The 20,944-nt window shown below is 74.0% G+C and carries 20 protein-coding genes; 5 read left to right on the top strand and 15 right to left on the bottom strand.

Annotation, left to right across the window (positions count from 1 at the left end; genetic code table 11):
• Positions 1–30 precede the first annotated feature (30 nt).
• Positions 31–627, top strand: a complete 597-nt coding sequence (locus AB0N29_RS03040) for a hypothetical protein (protein ID WP_364864011.1) — start codon at positions 31–33, stop codon at positions 625–627.
• A 31-nt stretch (positions 628–658) separates the two neighbouring features.
• Here the strand turns inward: AB0N29_RS03040 and efeB are convergent, their stop codons facing one another.
• From efeB to AB0N29_RS02980, 12 genes are all read right to left on the bottom strand, one after another.
• Entirely contained in the window at positions 659–1,915 is a 1,257-nt protein-coding gene (gene efeB, locus AB0N29_RS03035; protein WP_364864009.1) for an iron uptake transporter deferrochelatase/peroxidase subunit, read from the bottom strand.
• 2 nt (positions 1,916–1,917) lie between these two features.
• Positions 1,918–3,084, bottom strand: coding sequence for an iron uptake system protein EfeO (efeO, locus tag AB0N29_RS03030; protein WP_364864007.1), 1,167 nt, complete (start codon positions 3,082–3,084; stop codon positions 1,918–1,920).
• The gene (gene efeU / locus AB0N29_RS03025; RefSeq protein ID WP_302270464.1) at positions 3,077–3,955 is read right to left on the bottom strand and encodes an iron uptake transporter permease EfeU; all 879 of its coding nucleotides are present in this window, start codon (positions 3,953–3,955) and stop codon (positions 3,077–3,079) included. Before efeU ends, efeO begins: the two co-directional genes overlap by 8 nt.
• Before the next feature lie 165 nt (positions 3,956–4,120).
• Complete coding sequence (locus AB0N29_RS03020) at positions 4,121–4,840, bottom strand: DsbA family oxidoreductase (RefSeq protein WP_364864004.1); 720 nt, start codon at positions 4,838–4,840, stop codon at positions 4,121–4,123.
• A gap of 61 nt (positions 4,841–4,901) precedes the next feature.
• On the bottom strand, positions 4,902–5,930 hold the full coding sequence (gene ilvC / locus AB0N29_RS03015; RefSeq protein WP_364864002.1) for a ketol-acid reductoisomerase: 1,029 nt from the start codon (positions 5,928–5,930) through the stop codon (positions 4,902–4,904).
• Positions 5,931–6,036: 106 nt separating this feature from the next.
• Positions 6,037–6,573, bottom strand: coding sequence for an acetolactate synthase small subunit (ilvN, locus tag AB0N29_RS03010; RefSeq protein WP_364864000.1), 537 nt, complete (start codon positions 6,571–6,573; stop codon positions 6,037–6,039).
• Positions 6,574–6,649: 76 nt separating this feature from the next.
• Positions 6,650–8,620, bottom strand: a complete 1,971-nt coding sequence (locus AB0N29_RS03005) for an acetolactate synthase large subunit (RefSeq protein WP_364865428.1) — start codon at positions 8,618–8,620, stop codon at positions 6,650–6,652.
• A gap of 166 nt (positions 8,621–8,786) precedes the next feature.
• Positions 8,787–9,488 (bottom strand): VOC family protein, encoded by a 702-nt coding sequence (locus AB0N29_RS03000; RefSeq protein ID WP_364863998.1) that lies wholly within the window; start codon positions 9,486–9,488, stop codon positions 8,787–8,789.
• 54 nt (positions 9,489–9,542) lie between these two features.
• Positions 9,543–9,959, bottom strand: a complete 417-nt coding sequence (locus AB0N29_RS02995; RefSeq protein WP_364863996.1) for a VOC family protein — start codon at positions 9,957–9,959, stop codon at positions 9,543–9,545.
• A 36-nt stretch (positions 9,960–9,995) separates the two neighbouring features.
• Positions 9,996–11,054 (bottom strand): FUSC family protein, encoded by a 1,059-nt coding sequence (locus AB0N29_RS02990; RefSeq protein WP_364863994.1) that lies wholly within the window; start codon positions 11,052–11,054, stop codon positions 9,996–9,998.
• Between the two features lie 5 nt (positions 11,055–11,059).
• Positions 11,060–12,754: a dihydroxy-acid dehydratase gene (gene ilvD, locus AB0N29_RS02985; protein WP_364863992.1), complete on the bottom strand. Its 1,695-nt coding sequence runs from the start codon at positions 12,752–12,754 to the stop codon at positions 11,060–11,062.
• Between the two features lie 60 nt (positions 12,755–12,814).
• Positions 12,815–13,903, bottom strand: coding sequence for an exo-alpha-sialidase (locus AB0N29_RS02980; RefSeq protein WP_364863990.1), 1,089 nt, complete (start codon positions 13,901–13,903; stop codon positions 12,815–12,817).
• Positions 13,904–13,945: 42 nt separating this feature from the next.
• Between AB0N29_RS02980 and AB0N29_RS02975 the strand changes: the two genes are divergently transcribed.
• The 4 genes from AB0N29_RS02975 to AB0N29_RS02960 all read left to right on the top strand — a co-directional run bounded on the left by AB0N29_RS02975 (position 13,946) and on the right by AB0N29_RS02960 (position 17,381).
• Positions 13,946–14,845 (top strand): EamA family transporter, encoded by a 900-nt coding sequence (locus tag AB0N29_RS02975; RefSeq protein WP_302270443.1) that lies wholly within the window; start codon positions 13,946–13,948, stop codon positions 14,843–14,845.
• A gap of 93 nt (positions 14,846–14,938) precedes the next feature.
• Positions 14,939–15,157: a hypothetical protein gene (locus AB0N29_RS02970; RefSeq protein ID WP_302270442.1), complete on the top strand. Its 219-nt coding sequence runs from the start codon at positions 14,939–14,941 to the stop codon at positions 15,155–15,157.
• 78 nt (positions 15,158–15,235) lie between these two features.
• Positions 15,236–16,168 carry an alpha/beta hydrolase gene (locus AB0N29_RS02965; RefSeq protein WP_364863987.1) on the top strand — a complete coding sequence of 311 codons (933 nt, stop codon included), beginning with the start codon at positions 15,236–15,238 and terminating at the stop codon, positions 16,166–16,168.
• A 1-nt stretch (position 16,169) separates the two neighbouring features.
• The gene (locus AB0N29_RS02960) at positions 16,170–17,381 is read left to right on the top strand and encodes a PQQ-dependent sugar dehydrogenase (RefSeq protein WP_364863985.1); all 1,212 of its coding nucleotides are present in this window, start codon (positions 16,170–16,172) and stop codon (positions 17,379–17,381) included.
• Here AB0N29_RS02960 and AB0N29_RS02955 read toward each other — a convergent pair.
• From AB0N29_RS02955 to AB0N29_RS02945, 3 genes are read right to left on the bottom strand one after another with little or no spacing between them, the layout of a single operon-like run.
• Positions 17,371–18,219: an ECF transporter S component gene (locus AB0N29_RS02955; RefSeq protein ID WP_364863983.1), complete on the bottom strand. Its 849-nt coding sequence runs from the start codon at positions 18,217–18,219 to the stop codon at positions 17,371–17,373. The genes AB0N29_RS02960 and AB0N29_RS02955 overlap by 11 nt on opposite strands.
• Positions 18,216–19,805, bottom strand: coding sequence for an ABC transporter ATP-binding protein (locus AB0N29_RS02950; RefSeq protein ID WP_302270438.1), 1,590 nt, complete (start codon positions 19,803–19,805; stop codon positions 18,216–18,218). Before AB0N29_RS02950 ends, AB0N29_RS02955 begins: the two co-directional genes overlap by 4 nt.
• Entirely contained in the window at positions 19,802–20,923 is a 1,122-nt protein-coding gene (locus AB0N29_RS02945; protein WP_302270437.1) for an energy-coupling factor transporter transmembrane component T, read from the bottom strand. The genes AB0N29_RS02950 and AB0N29_RS02945 overlap by 4 nt, the downstream gene beginning before the upstream one ends.
• Positions 20,924–20,944 lie beyond the last annotated feature (21 nt).

The raw sequence follows: 20,944 nt of genomic DNA, 5'->3' as shown, positions 1-20,944 counted from the left end.
CGGCCCGCCGACCGACCACCGAGGAGCGTCATGACGACCGACCCCCTGCCCCCGACCGGGCCGTCCGGGCCCGCCGGACCGACCGGCCGCAGCGAGGTGCTGACCCCCGCCCTCCCCGTGCGCGTCGCCTTCACCCTGGTCGGGGCGTTCTTCGGCGCGGCGCTGCTGTGGGCCGTCGTGAAGATCGCCACCGGCGAGCTGGAGTGGACGACCACCAACATCGTGGCGGTCCCCCTCGTGGTGCTCTTCGGCGTGGCCTCGGTCGCCGGCGTCGTCCAGGCCTGGACCGCGAAGGTCTGGGTGGACCACGACCGCGACGAGCTGCACCAGGTGATCTTCGGCAAGGACGTCGCGATGACGCTGCAGTCGCCGACCACGGCGCGGCTCGACTACCGCCGCCAGGCCATGGGCTCGACGGTCAGCGGCACCTGGAAGGTCGTGGTCACCCACCCCGACCGCCAGCTGACCGTCAACACGCCCTACGTCCGCGACATCGCCGACGTGCTGCGGATCCTGCGCCCCGCGCTGGGCCGGAACCCCGACCTCCCCGCCGACGACTACACCCGTCGCGCGCTGCAGGACCCGGACGCGGCGCTGGTGCCGCCCCAGGTGGACGGCGCCGCCTGAGCCCCTCGGCCCATGCCGAGCAGGTGCGGCTTCAGCCGAAGAGCGTGTGGCCGACGTGCTCCCCGGACGCCGTGCCCGGCGGGACTGCGAAGAGCGCGGAGCCGGTCACCTGGAGGTACTCCGTCAACGCGTCGGACTTCGCCATCGCCAGCTGCACCGGGGTGAAGTGCGTGCGCGGGTCGCGCACGTAGGCGACGAAGAAGAGCCCGGCGTCGAGCCCGCCGAGCGGGTTGGTCCCGTCGACGAAGTTGTAGCCGCGCCGCAGCATCCGTGCGCCGTCGTGGGCGCCGGGGTGCACCACCCGGACGTGCGCGTCGACCGGGATGACCGGCTGGTCGTTGCTGCCGGGCATCTCGAAGTCCGGCTCGGTCATCTCCTCGCCGCCCGAGAGCGGCGCGCCGGTGCCCTTCGTGCGACCGACGAACGCCTCCTGGTCGGCGAGGGGCTGGCGGTCCCACACCTCGATGTGCATCCCGATCCGCCGGGCCACGAGGTAGGAGCCGCCCGCCAGCCAGGCCGCGTCCGGGTCGTCCTCGGCACCGACCCAGACGTGGTCCTCGAGTGCGGTCGTCTCCTCGGCCTTGACGTTGGCGGTGCCGTCCTTGAACCCGAAGAGGTTGCGCGGGGTGTCCTGGGTGACCGACGTCGTCGACGTCCGGCCGAAGCCGAGCTGGGACCACCGCACCGAGACGGTGCCGAAGCCGAGCCGGGCGAGGTTGCGGATGGCGTGCACCGCGACCTGCGGGTCGTCGGCGCACGCCTGCACGCACAGGTCGCCGTCGGAGCGGGCCGGGTCGAGCTCGTCACCCGGGAAGTGCGGGAGCGGCTCCAGCGCCGCGGGCATCCGGTCGGCGATCCCGAACCGGTCGCGCCCCTCGGCGTCGCGGAACAGGCTCGGCCCGAACCCGAAGGTGATCGTGAGCCCACCGGGGGCCAGGCCGATGGCCTCGCCGGTGTCGTCCGGCGGCAGGTTGGCCGCGCCCTCGACCGGGCCGATCTCCCCCGCGGGCAGCCCGCGGGTCATCCGGTCGGCGGCGTCGGTCCAGGCCTGCAGCAGCGCCACCAGCTCCTCGCGGGAGTCGGTGACCACGTCGAAGGCCGCGAAGTGCAGCCGGTCCTGCGCCGGGGTGGTGATCCCCGCCTGGTGCGCGCCGCGGAAGTCGTACGTCGCGGGCGCCGCCGACGCGTGGGCCGGCTCGTCGGCGGTCACCCGGCCGGCGGCGTACGCACCCACGGCCCCGGCGGCGGCCGCGCCGCCGCCGAGGAGCCCGCGTCGTGAGAGCCGCATGATCAGGCCAGCACCGCTGCGGTCAGCCGCGAGAGCGGCTCGGAGAGGGCGTTGACCGCGTCGGACAGCGCCTTGACCTCGGGCTGGGAGAGGTCGTCGTAGGACACGAAGCCCTCGCCCTCGCGCTGCTCGTCGAGCAGGTCCTGCAGCGCGGCGAAGCGGGTGTCGAGCTGCTCGGCGAGCTCGGGGTCCTTCTCCGCCAGCAGCGGCTTCACGCCCTCGTACCCGACGCGGGCGCCGTCGACGTTGGCCTGGAAGTCGTAGAGGTCGGTGCGCGACCAGTACTCCTCCTCGCCGGTCACCTTGCCGGTGGCGACCTCCTCGAGCAGGCCGCGCGAGCCGTTGGCGATCTGGTCGACGGTGAACTCCAGCTCGCCGATCCGCTGGTCCAGCGTCTCGGTGTTGGCGAGCAGGTCCTGGGCGTACGTCGCGCGCTGCTTGGCCGTCAGCGGCGTGTAGCGCTCGGCCCGGCCCGGCCACAGGTCCTTCTCGATCCGGTGCCAGCCGGTCCACTCCTGGCCGGGCTCGAGGTCGGCCTCCCGCGCGTCCATCTGGGGGTCGAGGTCGCCGAAGGACTCCGCGACCGTCTCGATCCGCTCCCAGTGGGTGCGCGCCACGGGGTACAGGGCCCGGGCCCGGTCGTCCTCGCCGGCCTCGTAGAGCTCCACGAACTCGCGCGTCCGCACCAGCAGCTGGTCGGACTGGTCGCGCACGTAGGCCTGGTAGTTCTGCTGGGCGGTGGCGACCAGCTCCTGGTCGTCGGTGCTGACCTCGACGTCGTCGTCGGACCCGGTCACGGTGAAGTCGGCGCGGATGCCCTCCCCGGCCATGCCGGGCTTGCAGGCGGTGACGTAGGTGCCGGCCGGGGCGTTGACGACGAGCTGGCGGCTCAGCGACGGGCCGACGTTCTCGACCTCGCCGACGATGCGCAGGCCGTCCTCCCCCAGCAGGTAGAACTCGGTCACCTGCGAGCCGGCGTTGGTGACGTCGAAGGTGAGCGTGCCGGCCGGGGCCTCGGTGGCCGAGACCTCGCAGGCCTCGTCGGAGGAGGTGACCGCGAGCGCGCGCGGGTCGCCGCCGCCCTCGGTGGAGGCGGCGTCGGTGTTCTCCGTGCAGGCGGCCAGCACGGGGGCCGTGAGCAGCACGGCGGCGACGAGGGTCCTACGCATGGGTCGGGTCCTTCTGCAGTTCGGGTCCGGGGCGGACGGGGCGCGTGCGTCGGCGGACGCCGAGCAGGAAGAGCGTCATGGCCGGCACGGCGTACGCCAGCCAGGCGGCGGCCTCGAGCCAGGTCGTGGCCGGGGAGAAGTTGAAGATGCCCTTGAGCAGGGCGGCGTACCAGCTGCCGGGGTCGATGGTCGCGGAGACGTCGAAGGCCAGGTCGTGCAGGCCCGGCAGGAAGCGCGCCTCCTGCAGGTCGTGCACGCCGTACGACAGCACGCCGGCGGCGACGAGGATCAGGAAGGCACCGGTCCAGGTGAAGAACCGGGTGAGGTTGATGGTGATCGCACCGCGGTAGATCAGCCAGCCGAGCGCCACCGCGGTCGCGATGCCGAGCGCGGCGCCGAGCAGCGGCTCCCAGGTGGGGGTGACCGCTCCCCCGGCATCGCGGGTGCCGGCCTTGGTGGCGGCCCACAGGAACAGGGCGGTCTCGAGCCCCTCGCGGCCGACCGCGAGGACGGCGACGACCACCAGCGACCAGCGGCTGCCCTCGGCGGCCCGGTCGATCTGACCGCGCAGCTCCCCGCTCAGCGAGCGGGCGGCGCGCGCCATCCAGAAGATCATCCAGGTGACGAAGCCGACGGCGATGATCGACAGCGTGCCGCCGATCAGCTCCTGGGCCTCGAAGGTCAGCCCTCGCGGCCCGAACGTCAGGATCGCCCCGAAGGCCAGGCTCACGCCCACCGCGAGCGCGACGCCGGCCCAGATCCGGCCGAGGAGGTGGCGCCGGTCGGTCTTGACGAGGTACGCCACGAGGATGCTCACCACGAGCGCGGCCTCGAGGCCCTCGCGGAGGCCGATCAGGTAGTTGGCGAGCACGAGCCGCGATCCTACGCCCGATTCTTAGGTCTGCCTAAGTGCGCCGGGTCACAGGGCTCCGGGGTCCGCGGCGGGGCCTGTCGGAATCCCCGGGGCCCCGGGGATTCCGGCACTCCTCAGGGGTTGCATCCCCTGAGAGGTACCGGGATCCCCTGAGGAGTCGGCTCAGATCGGGCAGCCGTCGGGGCCGCAGGCGCCGGCGTCGCCGCCGACGGTCTGCAGGACCGGGTGGGCGTCGGCCCAGGCCGTGGCGAGGACCTGCTCGAACACCTCGGTCGGCTGGGCGCCCGAGACGCCGTAGCGCTGGTCGACGACGAAGAACGGCACGCCCGTGGCGCCGTACGCCCGCGCCTGGGCGACGTCGGCGGCGACCGCGTCGGCGTACTCCTGGCCCGCGAGGACCGCGTCCACGCGCTCGCCGCCCGCCGCCTCGGTGAGCCCGGCGGTGCGGGCCGCGGCCCGGAGCACGTCGTGGTCCCCGACGTCCTCGGCGCGCAGGAAGTACGCCGCGAGCAGCTGCTCCTTGAGCTCGCGCTGCAGCGCCGGGCCGCCGGTCTCGAGCGCGAGGTGCAGCAGCCGGTGGGCGTCGACGGTGTTGGTGTGGACGTTGTCGAAGAGCTTCATGTCCAGACCCTCGCCGGCGGCCGTCTCGATGAGCGACTGCATGCCGGCGCGCATCTGGTCCTCGGACTGGCCGTACTTCTTGGCCAGCTGGCTCAGGGTCGACTCGTGCCCGTGCTGCGGGGCGGACGGGTCGAGCTCGAAGGACCGGTAGACGACCTCGACGGCGTCCCGGTGCTCGAAGCCGGCCAGGGCCTTCTCCAGACGGCGCTTGCCCACGTAGCACCACGGGCAGACGACGTCGCTCCAGATCTCGATGCGCATGAGACCCGGAACGCGCCGCCTGCCCGCGTTTGTTCCTGGTGCTGCCGGGGGTGCTGCCGCGTCAGCGGGTGGCGGTGCCCTCGGTGTAGTCCGAGTCGTGGCTCTTGACCCACGCCATGAGCTTGCGCAGCTCGCGACCGGTCTGCTCGATCGGGTGCTGCTCGCCCTGCTCGCGGAACTTCTTGAACTCCGGCGAGCCGTTCTCCTGGTCGGTGATGAACCGCTCGGCGAACGCGCCGTTGGTGATGTCGGCGAGCACGCCCTTCATGTTCTCCTTGACGCGCTCGTCGATGACCCGCGGGCCCGAGACGTAGTCACCGAACTCGGCGGTGTCGGAGACCGACCAGCGCTGCTTGGCGATGCCGCCCTCGTACATCAGGTCGACGATCAGCTTCAGCTCGTGGAGGCACTCGAAGTAGGCGACCTCCGGCTGGTAGCCGGCCTCGGTGAGGACCTCGAAGCCGTACTGCACCAGCTGCGAGGCGCCGCCGCACAGGACGGCCTGCTCGCCGAACAGGTCGGTCTCGGTCTCCTCGGTGAAGGTGGTCTTGATGCCGCCGGCGCGCAGGCCGCCGATGGCCTTGGCGTAGGAGAGCGCGAGGTCCCAGGCCGTGCCCGAGGCGTCCTTCTCGACGGCGACGAGCACCGGCACGCCGCGCCCGTCGACGTACTCGCGGCGGACGAGGTGGCCCGGGCCCTTGGGGGCGACCATGAAGACGTCGACGCCCTCGGGCGGGGTGATGTAGCCGAAGCGGATGTTGAAGCCGTGGCCGAAGACCAGGGTGTCGCCCTCGGTGAGGCTCGGGGCGATCTCCTCGGAGTAGAGCTTCCGCTGGTGCTGGTCGGGGGCGAGGATGACGATGACGTCGGCCTCCTCCGCGGCCTCGGCCGGCGTGACGACGCGGAGGCCCTCGGCCTCGGCCTTGGCGCGGCTCTTGGAGTCGGGCTGCAGGCCGACGCGCACGTCGACACCGGAGTCGCGGAGCGACAGCGCGTGGGCGTGGCCCTGGCTGCCGTAGCCGATGACGGCCACGTTCTTGCCCTGGATCAGGGACAGGTCGGCGTGGTCGTCGTAGAACATCTCAGCCACGGGGGCTTCTCCTTCTGGTTGGGTCCTGCCGGTTGGCGGCAGTGGGTGTCGGTGCTGCTGGTCTGGTGGGTGCTGCTGGCGCCGGGGCGCTGCCGAGGTACGTCGGTCAGCCGGCGGCCGGGCGGGCCGGGGTGACCGGCCGCAGGTTCCGCTCGGAGATCGACCGAGAGCCGCGGCCGATGGCGACCATCCCGGACTGGACGAGCTCGCGGATGCCGAAGGGCTCGAGCACCCGCAGGAAGTCCGCGATCTTCCCGGCGTTCCCGGTGATCTGGATGGTGACCGCGTCGGGGGCCACGTCGATGACCTTCGCGCGGAAGAGCTGGACGGTGTCGAGCACCTGGCCCCGGGTGTCCGCGGTGGCGGCGACCTTGACCAGGACGAGCTCGCGGTCGACCGATGCGGTCGGGTCGAGCTCGACGATCTTGATGACCTCGACCAGCTTGTTGAGCTGCTTGGTCACCTGCTCCAGCGGGGACGACTCGACGTTGACGACGATGGTCATCCGCGAGACGTCGGCGTGCTCGGTGGGGCCCACGGCGAGGGAGTCGATGTTGAAGCCGCGGCGGCTGAACAGGCCGGCGATCCGGGCCAGGACACCGGGCTTGTCCTCCACCAGGACGCTCAGGGTGTGCTTGCTCATCGACGTCCTCGCTTCGCTCCGGGCGCCGACGAGGCTCCGGTTGCGCTGTCTTGAATGATTCGCTCGCTCCGCTCGCTCATGCCGGTCGGACCTCCCAGTCGTCCTCGACCCGGTCGAAGTCGGGTGCGAGGTCACGTGCGTACTTGATCTCGTCGTTGCTCTTGCCGGCGGCGACCATCGGCCACACCATCGAGTCGCGGTTGACGCGGAAGTCGACCACGACCGGGACGTCGTTGATCGACATCGCCTTCTCGATGATCGAGTCGACGTCGGCCGGGGTCTCGCAGGAGAGGCCGACGCAGCCGTAGGCCTCGGCGAGCTTGACGAAGTCGGGGATCCGCTTGGAGTGCAGGTCGGTGTTGGAGTAGCGCTCGTTGTAGAAGAGCGTCTGCCACTGCCGGACCATGCCGAGCGACTCGTTGTTGACGATCGCGACCTTGATCGGGATGTCGTTGATCGCGCAGGTGGCGAGCTCCTGGTTGGTCATCTGGAAGCAGCCGTCGCCGTCGATGGCCCAGACAGTGGTGTCCGGGGCGCCGACCTTTGCTCCCATGGCCGCGGGGACCGAGTAGCCCATCGTGCCGAGGCCGCCGGAGTTCAGCCAGGTGCGCGGCTTCTCGTAGCCGATGAACTGCGCAGCCCACATCTGGTGCTGGCCCACCCCGGAGGTGTAGATCGTGTCCGGGCCGGCGATCTGGCCGAGCCGCTCGATGACGTACTGCGGCGCGAGGCTGCCGTCGGCGGGCGCCTCGTAGCCCAGCGGGTAGCGGCGCTTGATCCCGGAGAGGAACTCCGCCCACGCCTCGAAGTCCCCGGTGTGGCCGGCGTCGGCCTCGGCCCGCAGGACGGCGAGCAGGTCGGCGATGACCTCGCGGCAGTCGCCCACGATCGGGACGTCGGCGTGGCGGTTCTTGCCGATCTCGGCGGGGTCGATGTCGGCGTGGACGACCTTGGCGTTCGGCGCGAAGGAGTCGAGCCGACCGGTGACCCGGTCGTCGAAGCGGGCACCCAGGCTGATGATCAGGTCGGACTTCTGCAGGCCCGCGACCGCCGAGACCGAGCCGTGCATGCCGGGCATGCCGAGGTGCTGGGGGTGGCTGTCGGGGAACGCACCGCGTGCCATGAGGGTGGTCACCACCGGCATGCCGGTGAGCTCGGCCAGCGCCCGCAGCTCGGCCGAGGCGCCGGCGCGGACCGTGCCGCCGCCGACGTACAGCACCGGGCGGCGCGACTCGAGGATCAGCTTGGCCGCCTCGCGGATCTGCTTGGCGTGCGGCTTGGTCACCGGGCGGTAGCCGGGCAGGTGCAGCTCGGTGGGCCAACGGAACGTCGTCATCGCCTCAAGCGCGGACTTGGCGACGTCGACGAGGACCGGGCCGGGGCGGCCGGTGGAGGCGATGTGGAACGCCTCGGCCACGCGCTGCGGGATCTCGGCCGGGTCGGTGACGAGGAAGTTGTGCTTGGTGATCGGCATCGTGATGCCGCGGATGTCGGCCTCCTGGAAGGCGTCCGTCCCGATCATCGACGCGCCGACCTGGCCGGTCACGGCCACCATCGGCACGGAGTCCATGTGGGCGTCCGCGATCGGCGTGACCAGGTTGGTCGCGCCCGGCCCGGAGGTCGCCATGCACACGCCGACCCGGCCGGTCGCGGCGGCGTACCCCTGCGCCGCGTGGCCCGCACCCTGCTCGTGGCGGACCAGGATGTGGCGGATGCTGGAGTCCAGCAGCGGGTCGTAGGCCGGGAGGATCGCGCCGCCCGGGATGCCGAAGACGTCGGTGACGCCGGCTGCCTCCAGCGACGCGACCAGGCTCTGGGCGCCTGTGATCTGCTCGGTCATCTTCTCGCTTCCCCGTTCAGTGGTGGTGCTGGTGGTGCATGGCCAACAAAAAACCCCTCGGCCGCAGGCGGCGAGGGGTGACGCGCTGGCGGAGCCGGTTCGGCTCAGCCCACGCGTCGCGTGCGTACAAGGAGGTCCTGGCGCATGCCACCACGGTAGCCGCCCGCCCCCGCGCCCGTCACCCGGACCCGACTGCCGTCCCAGCATACGGGACACGAATCCCACATGTTGGGCCGGGTGAGGGTGCGATGGGCGCAAGTTCAGCGGCCGGCCGACGAACCTGGCGGTGGGCCGCTGAAGTTTCAGCGGCCATCCGGGAGTTTCAGCGGCCGGCCGCTTGATCTCCCGGTGGGCCGCTGAAACTCACGCGTGCTCAGTCCTCGCGGCCCAGCCAGGTGGTGATGCAGGCGCGGTTGCCCTGAGCGTCGGCGAGCACCCAGAAGCGCGGGGCCGGGCCGTCGTCGACGAGGGTGCCGCCGGCCTCGACCGCCGCGCGTACCCGCTGCTCGGCGACCTCGGGCGGGACGCGCACGTCGAGGTGGAAGCGCTGCTCGACGTCGCCGGGCCGGCGGGGGCCGGACTCCTGGAACCACAGGGTGGGGCCGTGGCCCAGCGGGTCGCGGAGCTCGTCGGGGTCGTCGACGGGCTCGTAGCCCAGCACCGCCGCCCAGAACGGCCGCACCTCGTCGAGGTCGTGGGTGTCCAGCGCCAGCTCGAGGACCGAGAGCCGGTGCGGTTCCGCGGTCGCGCCGAGGCGGCCGGCCGCGTCGCTGACCGCCCGGGCGAGGCGTACGTCGCGCCGGGTCACCGCGCCGACGTCGTGGCTCCACGTCCGCACCACGACGGCGCCGTACGTCAGCTCGACGTCGGGGTGGTGGTCCATCTCCTCGGCCGCCTCGCCGATGGCCGCGACGAGCCGGAGCCCGGTCGCGAAGTCACCGGTGGCGAACCGGGCGTGCAGCTGCTCGAACATCACCCGCCAGTCGGCGAGCTGCTCGGCCTCGAGGTCGCGGCCGGACAGCCGGGTGCGGTCACCGGGCGCGCCCGCCGCGGGACGGTCTCGTGGGTCGGTCACGGGCGACACCTTCCGCTGCAGGGGGATCCGTCTCGTGCTCTCGTACCCGAGGGCTCAGGGCAGCACGCGCTGCCCGATCGGGCCGGGGTTCCAGGCGACCTCCCAGCGGTGGCCGTCCGGGTCTGCGAAGTAGCCGGTGTACCCGCCCCACGGGCGCTCGGTCGCCCCGCTCACCGGGTCGGCGCCCGCCGCGCGGGCGGTGTCGAGCACCGCGTCGACCTCCGCGGGGGTCGCGACGTTGTGGGCCAGCGCGAACGGCGCGACGCCCGGTCCGGTGGCGAGCGGACCCACCTCGGCCTCGAAGGCCGAGCGCACCCACAGCGAGAGCACGAGGTGCTCCCCCACCTCGATCATCACCACGTCGTCGGGCACCTCGAGCGCCGGCGTCCACCCCAGGCCGTCGCAGTAGAACGCCCGGCTCGCGGCGAGGTCGGCCACGGCCAGGGTCACGAAGCTGATCCGCTGGTCCATGCGGCGATCCTGGCAGCCGGCGCCGACACCGTCTCCTCAGCCGGCGGCGCGGGCCGACCCCACCCGGCGGGCGAGCCACCCGACGGCCAGCCCGATGACCACGCCGACGAGCGTCTCGGTCCCGCGGTCGACGAGCAGCTCGGAGGTCGGCACCGGCGAGACGAGGTGCACCATCAGCAGGGCCAGGGGCGTGATGACCACCAGCGCGAGCGCGTAGTTGCGGCCGACGAGCAGCTCGGCGGCGACCTGCAGCGCGACGACCGCCAGCACGGTGGCGAGCGGCCCGAGGTCGAGCGCCAGGAGCGCCCCCGCGAGCGCGAGGCCGACGCCGGTGCCGAGCAGGCGGTGCAGGCCGCGCACGAGCTGGCGCAGCGGGTCGGCGGCCGCGAGCGGGACGACCGCGGAGACCATCGCCCAGTAGGGGTGGCCGATGCCGACCCCGGTCGCCACGCTGCCGGCGAGCAGCACCGCGACACCACTGGGCAGCACGTGCCGCCACAGCCCGGTGGTCGGGCTCGCCGCCCGGGCGCCCGGGGCGCCGGACGGGCGGTCGGCGGCGGCGTACGTCGCGCGACGGCGCCGCAGCCAGGCGCCGAGGTTCCCCACCAGCAGCGAGAACGCCGCGGAGCAGCCGGCGACGAGGAGCGCCACGAGGGCGTCGGAGGGCTCGCCGGGGATCGAGGCGCAGGCGGTGAGCGCGAAGACCGGGAACAGCGCGCCGGGCGGGTGCCAGTGCTGCCGGTCGGAGAGGACGGCCGCGCCGATCGTCAGAAGCGCCGCCGTGGGGACGGCGAGCCAGGCCCGGTGCTCGGAGGAGCCGACCAGGGTGCCGACGGCGACGACGGCGGTCAGCAGGACGCCGACCTCGGTCTGCAGCCGCACCCGCAGCGGGCCGACGCGCTCGCGGCCGTAGAGCGCGGTGAACGCCCCGAAGGTGGCGTAGATCGACCACTCCAGCCGCCCGGCCGCCAGCAGCACGAGGAGCGGCACGAGCACCGAGACGCCGGCCCGCGCCGCGACGCGGTGGGCGCCGGCGTGCGGCCCGAAGCCGAGCAGCTCGCGACCGAGCTGCCCGGCCCCGGTCCCCCGGGTCACCCCGGTCAGCTGGTGACCGCGCCGTGCGCGGCGGAGCGGACGGTCGCGGCGTACTTGCCGAGGACGCCGCGGGTGTACTTGGGCGCATTGGGCTCCCAGCCGACCTTGCGGGCCTCGAGGTCGTCGATCTCGACCTCGAGGCTGCGGTTGAGCACGTCGAGGGTGATGGTGTCGCCGTCGCGGACGAAGGCGATCGGACCGCCGTCGACGGCCTCCGGGGCGACGTGGCCGACGCAGAGGCCGGTCGTGCCGCCGGAGAACCGGCCGTCGGTCAGGAGCAGGACGTCCTTGCCGAGGCCCGCGCCCTTGATCGCGCCGGTGATGGCGAGCATCTCGCGCATGCCGGGGCCGCCCTTGGGGCCCTCGTAGCGGATGACCACCACGTCGCCGGCGACGATGCGGCCCTCGGCGAGGGCGTCCATCGCCGCGCGCTCGCCGTCGAAGACCCGGGCGGTGCCGGTGAAGACCGACTCGTCGAAGCCCGCCGACTTCACGACCGCGCCCTCGGGGGCCAGCGAGCCCTTGAGGATGGTCAGGCCGCCGGTGGCGTGGATCGGGCGGTCGAGGCTGCGGATGACGTCGTCGTCGAGGGCCGGGGGCGCGAGCTCGGCGAGGTTCTCGGCCAGCGTCTTGCCGGTGACCGTCAGGCAGTCGCCGTGCATGAGGCCCGCGTCGAGCAGCGCCTTCATGACGACCGGGATGCCGCCGACCTTGTCGACGTCGTACATGACGTACTTGCCGAACGGCTTGAGGTCGCCCAGGTGCGGGACCTTGTCGCCGATCCGGTTGAAGTCGTCGATGGTCAGGTCGACCTCGGCCTCGCGGGCCATGGCGAGCAGGTGCAGGACGGCGTTGGTCGAGCCGCCGAGCGCCATCACGACGGTGATGGCGTTCTCGAACGCCTCCTTGGTCATGATCTGGCGCGCGGTGATGCCCTTGCGCAGCAGGTTGACCACGGCCTCGCCGGACTTGTGGGCGTAGCCGTCGCGGCGGCGGTCCACGGCCGGCGGCGCGGCGGACCCGGGCAGCGACATGCCGATGGCCTCGGCGACCGCGGCCATCGTGTTGGCGGTGTACATGCCGCCGCAGGCGCCCTCGCCGGGGCAGATGGCGCGCTCGACCTTGTCGACCTCCTCGCGGGAGATCTTGCCGGCCAGGCAGGCTCCGACGGCCTCGAACGCGTCGATGATCGTGACGTCGCGACCGTCGACGTTGCCCGGCATGATCGAGCCGGCGTAGAGGAAGACGCTGGAGAGGTCCAGCCGCGCGGCGGCCATCATCATCCCGGGCAGCGACTTGTCGCAGCCGGCGAGCAGCACCGAGCCGTCGAGCCGCTCCGCACTCATCACGACCTCGACGGAGTCCGCGATGACCTCGCGGGAGACCAGCGAGTAGTGCATGCCCTCGTGGCCCATGGAGATGCCGTCGGAGACCGAGATGGTCCCGAACTCCATCGGGAAGCCGCCCGCCGCGTGCACGCCGTTCTTGGCGGCCTTCGCGAGGCGGTCGAGGGACAGGTTGCAGGGGGTGATCTCGTTCCAGCTCGAGGCGACGCCGATCTGGGGCTTCTCCCAGTCGTCGTCGCCCATGCCGACCGCCCGGAGCATGCCGCGCGCCGCGGCCCGCTCGAGGCCGTCGGTGACGTCGCGGGAGCGGGGCTTGATGTCGGGCGTGGTGGGCTTCGGGTCCTGCTCGGTCATGCGGGCCAGCCTAGTCGCGGGCGCCGCCGCGGCCCGTCGGGTCTCAACCGGTGTGAGATGTCAGACGACCGCCGCGCGCACCACCATCACGTCGGGCAGGTCTGCCACCACGCAGCGCCAGGTGTCACCGCCGTCCGCCGAGCCCCACACCGCGCCGTTGCGCGCACCGAGGTAGAGCCCGGTCCGCTCGTGGTCGTCGGCGCACATCGCGTCGCGCATGACGCCCACGAAGAACCGGTCCGGCAGACCATCGCCGAGCTCCTCCCAGGTCTCCCCGGCGTCGCGCGAGCGCCAGACCCGGGCCCGGCCGTCGGTCGGGTAGCGGCCGAAGCCCGCGCTGAGGGGGAAGAGGAAGACGGTGTCGGGCTCCTGGGGGTGCACCACGACCGGGAACCCGAAGTCGGCGGGCAGCCCGTCGGCGATCGACACCCAGGTCGCGGCGTGGTCGTCCGAGCGGTAGACGCCGCCGTGGTTCTGCAGGTAGAGCCGCTCGGGCCGCGCCGGGTGCCGGGCCACCTTGTGGACGCACTGGCCGAGCTCGGGGTACTGCTGGCCCTCGGGCAGGAAGTCCGCCCGGATGCCGGTGTTCCGCGGCTGCCACGACGCGCCGCCGTCCGAGGTCTGGTAGACCCCGCCGGTCGAGATCGCGACGGTGACCGAGGCCGGGTCGGTCGGGTGCGGGAGCACGGTGTGGAAGGCCTGGCCGCCGAACCCCTCCCCCCACTCCGACCGGTGCGGGTGGTCCCACAGCGCCCGCTCGAGGGCGAAGGTCTCGCCGCCGTCGTGGGAGCGGAAGACCGCGCCCGGCTCCGTGCCGGCCCACACCGACCCGGGGTCGGGGCCGGGGGTCAGCTGCCAGATCCGCTCGACGCTCGCGTCGACGTCGTCGGGGAAGCGGACCGCGCCGCCCGGCGTCTCCTCCCACGTCGCGCCGAGGTCGTCGGACCGGCGCACCTGCGGCCCCAGCCAGCTCGACGACGCCCCGGCGAGGAGCCGGGGCCGCTCGCCGCGGGTGTCGACCATGCAGGAGTAGACCTCCTCCATGTCGAAGTGCGGGCCGGTGAACTCCCAGTCCTTCCGCGCCTCGTCCGAGCGCCCGAGCCAGAGCCCCTTGCGCGTGCCCACCATCAGGATCGTCCCGCGAGCCATCCCCGCTCCTTCCGCCGTCGACCGGTCCCCTACCTTGACCCGGTGACGCAGCCGAACTCATCGCCCGGCTCACGCGTCGCCGCCGCGCCCCTGCGGGGGGTCTCGCCGGTCTGGCTCGTCCTGGTCGGCATCGCCTCGGTCCAGCTGGGAGCGGGGGTGGCGAAGAGCCTGTTCGACGAGGTCTCCCCCACCACCATCGTCTGGCTGCGGCTGGTGACCAGCGCCGTGGTCCTCGTGCTCGTGGCCCGGCCGGTGCTGCGCGGCAAGAGCCGGCAGGACTGGCTGGTCGTCCTGGGGTACGGCGCCTCGCTGGGGCTGATGAACTGGGCGATCTACCAGTCCTTCCAGCGCATCCCGCTCGGGCTCGCGGTCACCATCGAGTTCGTCGGCCCGCTGACCCTGGCGGTGCTGGGCTCGCGCAGGCTGCGCGACCTCGCCTGGGTGGGGCTGGCCGGCCTCGGCGTGCTGCTGCTCGGCTTCGAGCGCTCCGACCTCGACCTCGCCGGCGTGGCCTTCGCGGTCCTCGCCGGCGCCGCGTGGGCGGCGTACATCCTGCTCAGCGCGGAGACCGGCGCCCGCTGGCGCGGCCTCGACGGGCTGGCGGTGGCCAGCGTCGTCGCGACCCTGCTGCTCTCGCCGCTGGCGCTGGGGAGGTACGGCGACCAGCTGGCCGACCTCCACGTGGTGCTCCTCGGGGCGCTGGTCGGCCTGCTCAGCTCCGTGGTGCCGTACACCTGCGAGCTGGTCGCGCTGCGGTCGATCAAGCCGTCGGTGTTCAGCGTGCTGATGTCGCTGGAGCCGGCCGCGGCGGCGCTCGCCGGCATCGTGGTGCTCGGCGAGCTGCTCGCCCCCGTCCAGTGGGTCGCGATGGCCTGCGTCGTCGTCGCCAGCGTCGGCGCGACCCGGTCGGGGCGGACGCTCGCGGAGCCGGTCCCGGACTGAGCACCGGCGTACCGCCCGCGGTGTCTGGACCAGTTCACCGGAACGTCACACGGCAGTGACCTCTGCGTCGCGGGCCGCTCCTAGCGTCGAGCCATGGCCCCCAGCTCCCTGCTCCCGCTGCTGCCGACCCTCGTCCACCGGGTCCGCACGTGGCCGGAGGAGTCCCAGCTGCGGGCCCGGCGCAACGCCATGGTCGCCTCCACCGCGCTGGCCCGACGACGTGCCGAGCGCGACGACGTGGAGGACTTCCTCGCCGCCCTGGCGGGGACGGTCGTGCCGGCGACTCCGGTCCGGCGCGCCGCTCACGGCTGAGCCCGCCGGTCCGGCCCTCGCCGGGCCGGCGGGCTCGTCCACCACCCCGCCCTCGCGGCGCTCTGGCACCCTGGCTGCATGCAGCCCGCCGCCCGCACTGCGCCCGCGCCTCCCGCCACCGTCGCCTTCACCGACGTGCTCTCCGACGACGGCACCCGGCTGCGGGCCTGGACGAACGACCCCGAGGGCCGGCTCGCCGGACCCGCGGTGCTGCTGTGCAACGGCCTCGGCACCAGCGCCTTCGCCTGGCCCGCGCTGCTCGCCCCCGGCTGCGGGGTGCGGGTCGTGTCGTGGAACCACCGCGGCACCGGCGGCTCGGACCGGCCGGCGCGCGCCGACGCCTGCGGCGTCGACGAGCTGGTCGAGGACGCGCTGTCGGTCATGGACCACTTCGGCCTGGACCGGGTCGTGGTGATGGGCTGGTCCATCGGCGTCAACACCGCCTTCCAGCTGGCCGTGGACCACCCCGAGCGGGTCGGCGGGATCCTCGCGGTCGCCGGCGTCCCCGGCGACACCTTCGCCACCATGCTCGGTCCCCTGCGGCTCCCCCGCGTCGCCGCCCGTCTGGTGACGACGGGCATCTCCCGCGCCGTCCGGCTCGCCGGCCGGGCGGTCACGCCGGTCACGACGCGGCTGCCGGTCGGCGAGCGGACCGTCGACGTGCTCAGCCACAGCGGGTTCATGTTCCCGGTGGCCGACCCGCAGCTCACCGCCGCGGCGGTCCGGCAGTTCCTCACCACCCCCGTCGACTGGTACTTCCACATGGCGCTGACCACCTCCCGGCACCGGCGCGTGCCGCTGAGCCGGGTGGGCGTGCCGTGCGTCTTCGTCGCGGGCCGGTGGGACCTGCTGGCCGGGGCCCGGCACATGGCGAGCGCGGCCGAGCGCGTGGCGGACGGGACCTACGTGGAGCTCGAGGGCTCCCACTTCATCCAGATGGAGCACCCCGACGAGGTGCACCGGCTGCTGGTCGACCTGGTGGCCCGGGTCTCGAGCGAGAAGGCCGCCTGACGTGCGCCGGCCGACCCGCCGCCTCGCGGCGTACGCCGCCGGCGCGCTGCTCGCCCCGCTCGTGCTCGCCGGGTGCGGCCAGGGCGGCAACGAGGTCGACGTCGACGTCACCGGGACCGCCCCGGCGAGCCCGTCGTCGCGACCCTCCTCCGGTGGGAGCCCCGGTGGAAGCCCCGGTGGGAGCGCGAGCGGGACCCCCGACGGCGGCGCCGGCGCGGGCGGGACCTCCGCGCGACCGACGGTGACGGGCACGGTCGTGACCGGCCTCGAGGCCCCGTGGGGCATCGACTTCCTGCCCGACGGCGACGCCGTCGTCACCGAGCGCGACACCACCCGCGTGCTCCGCGTGACCGAGGACGGCGACGTCACCGAGCTCGGCACGATCGACGCGGCCGCCCCCCAGGGCGAGGCCGGCCTCCTGGGCGTCGCGGTCTCCCCGGACTTCGCCGAGGACCGGCTGGTCTACCTCTACGTCTCCACCGCGGAGGACAACCGCGTCGTGCGCGCGCAGCTGCGCGGCGACCGGCTCGGCGCGACCGAGGACGTCCTCACCGGCATCCCCAACGGGTTCATCCACGACGGCGGGCGGCTGCTGTTCGGCCCCGACGGGCACCTCTACGTCTCCACCGGCGAGGGCGGCGAGGAGTCGCGCTCCCAGGACCGTGACGACCTCGGCGGCAAGATCCTGCGGATCACGACCGAGGGCGACCCGGCGCCCGGCAACCCCTTCGACTCCCCCGTCTGGTCGTGGGGCCACCGCAACGTGCAGGGCCTGGCGTTCGACGCGGACGGCCGGCTGTGGGCCTCGGAGTTCGGCGACAGCACGTGGGACGAGCTGAACCTCGTCGAGAAGGGTCGCAACTACGGCTGGCCCGAGGTCGAAGGCCGCGCCGAGGGCGACATCGAGGGCGGGCCGAGCGGAGAGTTCGTCGACCCGGAGGTGCAGTGGCGCACCGACGAGGCCTCGCCCTCCGGACTGGCGTTCCTCGACGGCCACCTCTACCTCGCGGCCCTGCGCGGCGAGCGCCTGTGGCGGGTGCCCGTCGAGGGCGGCGAGGCCGGGGAGCCCGAGGCGTTCCTCGTCGGCGAGCACGGCCGGATGCGCACGGTCGCGGTCTCGCCCGACGGCGTCCTGTGGCTGAGCACGAGCAACCGCGACGGCCGCGGCGAGCCCGTCGAGGGCGACGACCGGATCCTGGCGCTCAGGCCCTGACCGGCGGCTCGGCCTCCGCCCCGTCCACCCGGCGGACCTCGCCGACGACGGTCGCGCGCCGGGCCGCCCGCCGCAGCGTGGTGAGCACCGCGGGGCCGAGCAGCACGATCGCGACCGCGTTGGTCACGGCACGGCCGGTGTCGAAGCTGCCGGTCGAGGTGAGCAGGGTGTACCGCGCGAACGTCGCGAGGTTGTCGAGCACCGGCGCGCCCGGCACGAAGGCCAGCGACCCCTCGTGACCGGGCACCTGCACGCCGAGCAGGAACGGCCACGACGAGAGGTTCATCAGCGCGCCGAAGAGGTACGCCGCCAGCACGCCGTACGCCGCCAGCATCGCGATCTCCCAGCGCCCCCGCACCCGGCGGGGCAGCAGGCCCGCGCCCATCCCCAGCCAGGCCGCGCACATCATCTGGAACGGCAGCCACGGCCCGACGCCGGCGGTCATCAGCGCCGAGGTGAACAGCGACGTGCACCCGAGCACGAATCCGAAACCGGGCCCGAAGACCCGCCCGGCCAGCACGAGCAGGAAGAAGACCAGCTCCACGCCCGCCGTGCCGGCGGAGACGGCGCGCAGCACGGCCTGGACCGCGCTCAGCACGCCGAGGACGGCCAGCACCCGGGCGTCGAGCCCGCCCTCGGTCAGCTCGGCGAGCACGACCACCACCACGACCGGCAGCAGGGCCAGGAACAGGAACGGCGGGTCGACGCGGGCCTCGCCCGGCGACTGCAGCAGCAGCGGCCAGCACAGCATCATCAGCCCCGCCAGGGACGCCACGGACAGGACGAGCGCCGAGCGGCGGGAGACGCGGACCGCCGCCGTCGAGCCTGCGCCGCTCACGCCGGCTCCAGGGCCCGGGCGACCTCGTCGACCCGCAGCCACGGCGGCCCGAGCACCTTGGCCACCTGCGGGGCGAAGGACGGCGACTCCGCGAGCACGCGGCGTGCCGGGCCGTCCGAGACCACCTCTCCCTCGGCCAGCACCACCACGTCGTCGGCAGCCTGGGCGACGAACTCCACGTCGTGCGTCGCGACCAGCACCGCCCGGCCGTCGGCGGCGAGGCGGCGCAGCGTCGCGGCCAGGACCTCCTTGGCCGCGTAGTCCAGCCCGCGCGTCGGCTCGTCGAGCAGCAGCACCCGGGGCCGGGCGGCCAGCACCAGCGACAGCGCGAGCGCGAGCCGCTGGCCTTCGGAGAGGTCACGGGGATGGGCGTCGTCGGGGACACCGGGCACGAGGGAGTCGAGGATCCCGCGGGTGGTCGGGCCGCCCGCGGCGCACTCCTCGGCGACGGTCTCGAGGTACAGCAGGTCGGCGGCGTCCTGGGGCAGCAGCCCCACCGCGGCCCGGCGCTCGGCCGGGCCCAGGCGGGCGGGGTCCTGCCCCGCGACGTCGACCGTGCCGGCGTGCCGGCGGCGGCTGCCCTGCAGCGCCCACAGCAGCGAGGACTTCCCGGCGCCGTTGCGACCCATCAGGCCGGTCACCCGCCCGGCGACCAGGCGCAGGTCGACCTCGCGCAGCGCGGTGGTGCGGCCGTGGACCACGGTCAGCGACCGCGCGTCGAGGAGGGGGGCGCCGGACCGGGTGTCCCGGCCGGGGTCGGTCCCGGGCTCCGCCCCGGGCGGGGTCAGGACCAGCGAGCGCGCCCGTCGGCGCGCGTCACGGACGCTCAGCGGCAGCGGGTGCCAGCCGGCGAGCCGGCCGAGCTCGACGATCGGCGGGACGACGGGCGAGGTCTCGAGCAGCTCGGCGGTCTCCCCGACGCGGACCGACCCGCTGCCGTCGAGCAGCAGCATCCGGTCGGCGAAGGGCACCACGCGCTCGAGCCGGTGCTCGGCCAGGAGCACGGACACGCCGAGGTCGTGGACGAGCCGGGTCAGCGTGGCGAGCACCTCCTCGGCCGCGGTGGGGTCGAGGGCGCTGGTGGGCTCGTCGAGGACCAGCAGTCGGGGGTGCATGGTCAGCACCGCCCCGATGGCGACCCGCTGCTGCTGGCCCCCCGAGAGCGTGCGCAGGTCCCGGTCGCGCAGCGCGGCGATGCCGAGCAGGTCGAGGGTCTCCTCGACCCGGCGGCGCATCGTCGCGGGCGGCAGGCCGAGCTGCTCCATGCCGTACGCGAGCTCCTCCTCCACGGTGTCGGTCACGAACCCCGCGGCGGGGTCCTGGCCGACGTACCCCACGACGTGGGCGCGGTCGCGCGGCGGCGCCTGGACCACGCTGGTGCCGTCGAGGAGCACGTCGCCGGTGAGCACGCCGCCGGAGAACCGCGGCACCAGGCCGGTGACGACGCCGAGCAGCGTCGACTTCCCGACGCCGGTCGGCCCGCTCACCAGGAGCAGCTCGCCCTCCTCGATCGTCAGGTCGACGCCGTCGAGCACCGGCGGGTGCCCCTCGCCGTAGCTGAACGTGATGCCCCGCAGCTCGATCACGCCGCCACCGTCCTCGGCGCCGGCGCCACGACCGCCGCGAGCGCTCCGAGGAGCACGCCGACGAGCAGGACCAGGCTGATCTCCGGCGCGCCGGCCAGGTCGGGGTAGGCGATCGCGACCTGGCTACGGCTGGCCCACACGCCGACCGCGCCGACGGCCACCCCGGAGGCGACGACGACCAGCTCCGGCCAGCGCCACCGGTCGGGCCGGTAGCGGCTGCGCTCCACCCGCCGCCCGGCGCTGGCCAGGCCGGCCACCGCCGCGACCACGCCGAGGACCAGCATCGGGGCCGCCAGCGCACGCGGCGCGGTCCGGTCGAGGACGCCGTACACCCCGACGCAGATGCCGCACAGGCCCAGCAGCAGGAACGCCCCGGTGGTGCGCCGCTCGGTCCTCCCGAGGCCCGGGGCCCGGCCGTACCCGCGGGCGTCCATGCCGGCCGCCAGCGCCAGGGAGCGCTCGAGCGCGTCCTCCAGCACCGGCACGAGCACGCGCCGCAGCCCCCGGACGCGGCGCTCCTCCCCCGCGCGCAGCTGCTGGGCGGCGCGGACCCGCCGGACGCTGTCGGCCAGCTGGGGCAGCACGGTGACGGCGACGACCAGCGCGGTGCCGACCTCGTGGAGCGCCGGCGGCACCGAGCGGAGCAGCCGCTTGGGGTTGGCCAGCGCGTTGGCCGCGCCGATGCAGACGATGATCGTGGCGAGCCGCAGCCCGTCGTACACCCCGCTCAGCAGGCCCTCCCGCGTCACCGGGCCGAGCAGCGTGACGCCCAGGACCCAGTCCGGGAGCGGCACCTGCGGCAGGTCCAGGAGGACGGTGCCGGGGTAGCTGCCGCCGAAGACGACCCGGAACAGCACCCGCAGCACCAGCACGAGGAGCCCCAGCCAGAGGTAGAGCCGGAAGGACGCCGCCCACGGCTGGTCGGAGCGGCGGCTCACGACCACGAGCGTCGCCACGGCGAGCAGGAGGCCCAGGACGAGCGGGTTGGTCGTCGACGAGGCGGCCGTCGCCAGGCCGATCGCCCACGCGTACCACGCGACCGGGTGGAGGTCGCGCGGCAGGCGCGCCGCCCGGGCCCGCGCGCGGACGTCGGCCACGCCCGACCTGGTCCCGCTCACGCCGTGCTCATGCTCTGGTCA

It is taken from the genome of Nocardioides sp. NPDC092400, assembly GCF_040684155.1.
In the GTDB taxonomy this organism is placed as follows: domain Bacteria; phylum Actinomycetota; class Actinomycetes; order Propionibacteriales; family Nocardioidaceae; genus Nocardioides.
The sequence above is the reverse complement of the archived record's forward strand: the minus strand, read 5'-3'. Positions and strand labels throughout refer to the sequence as shown.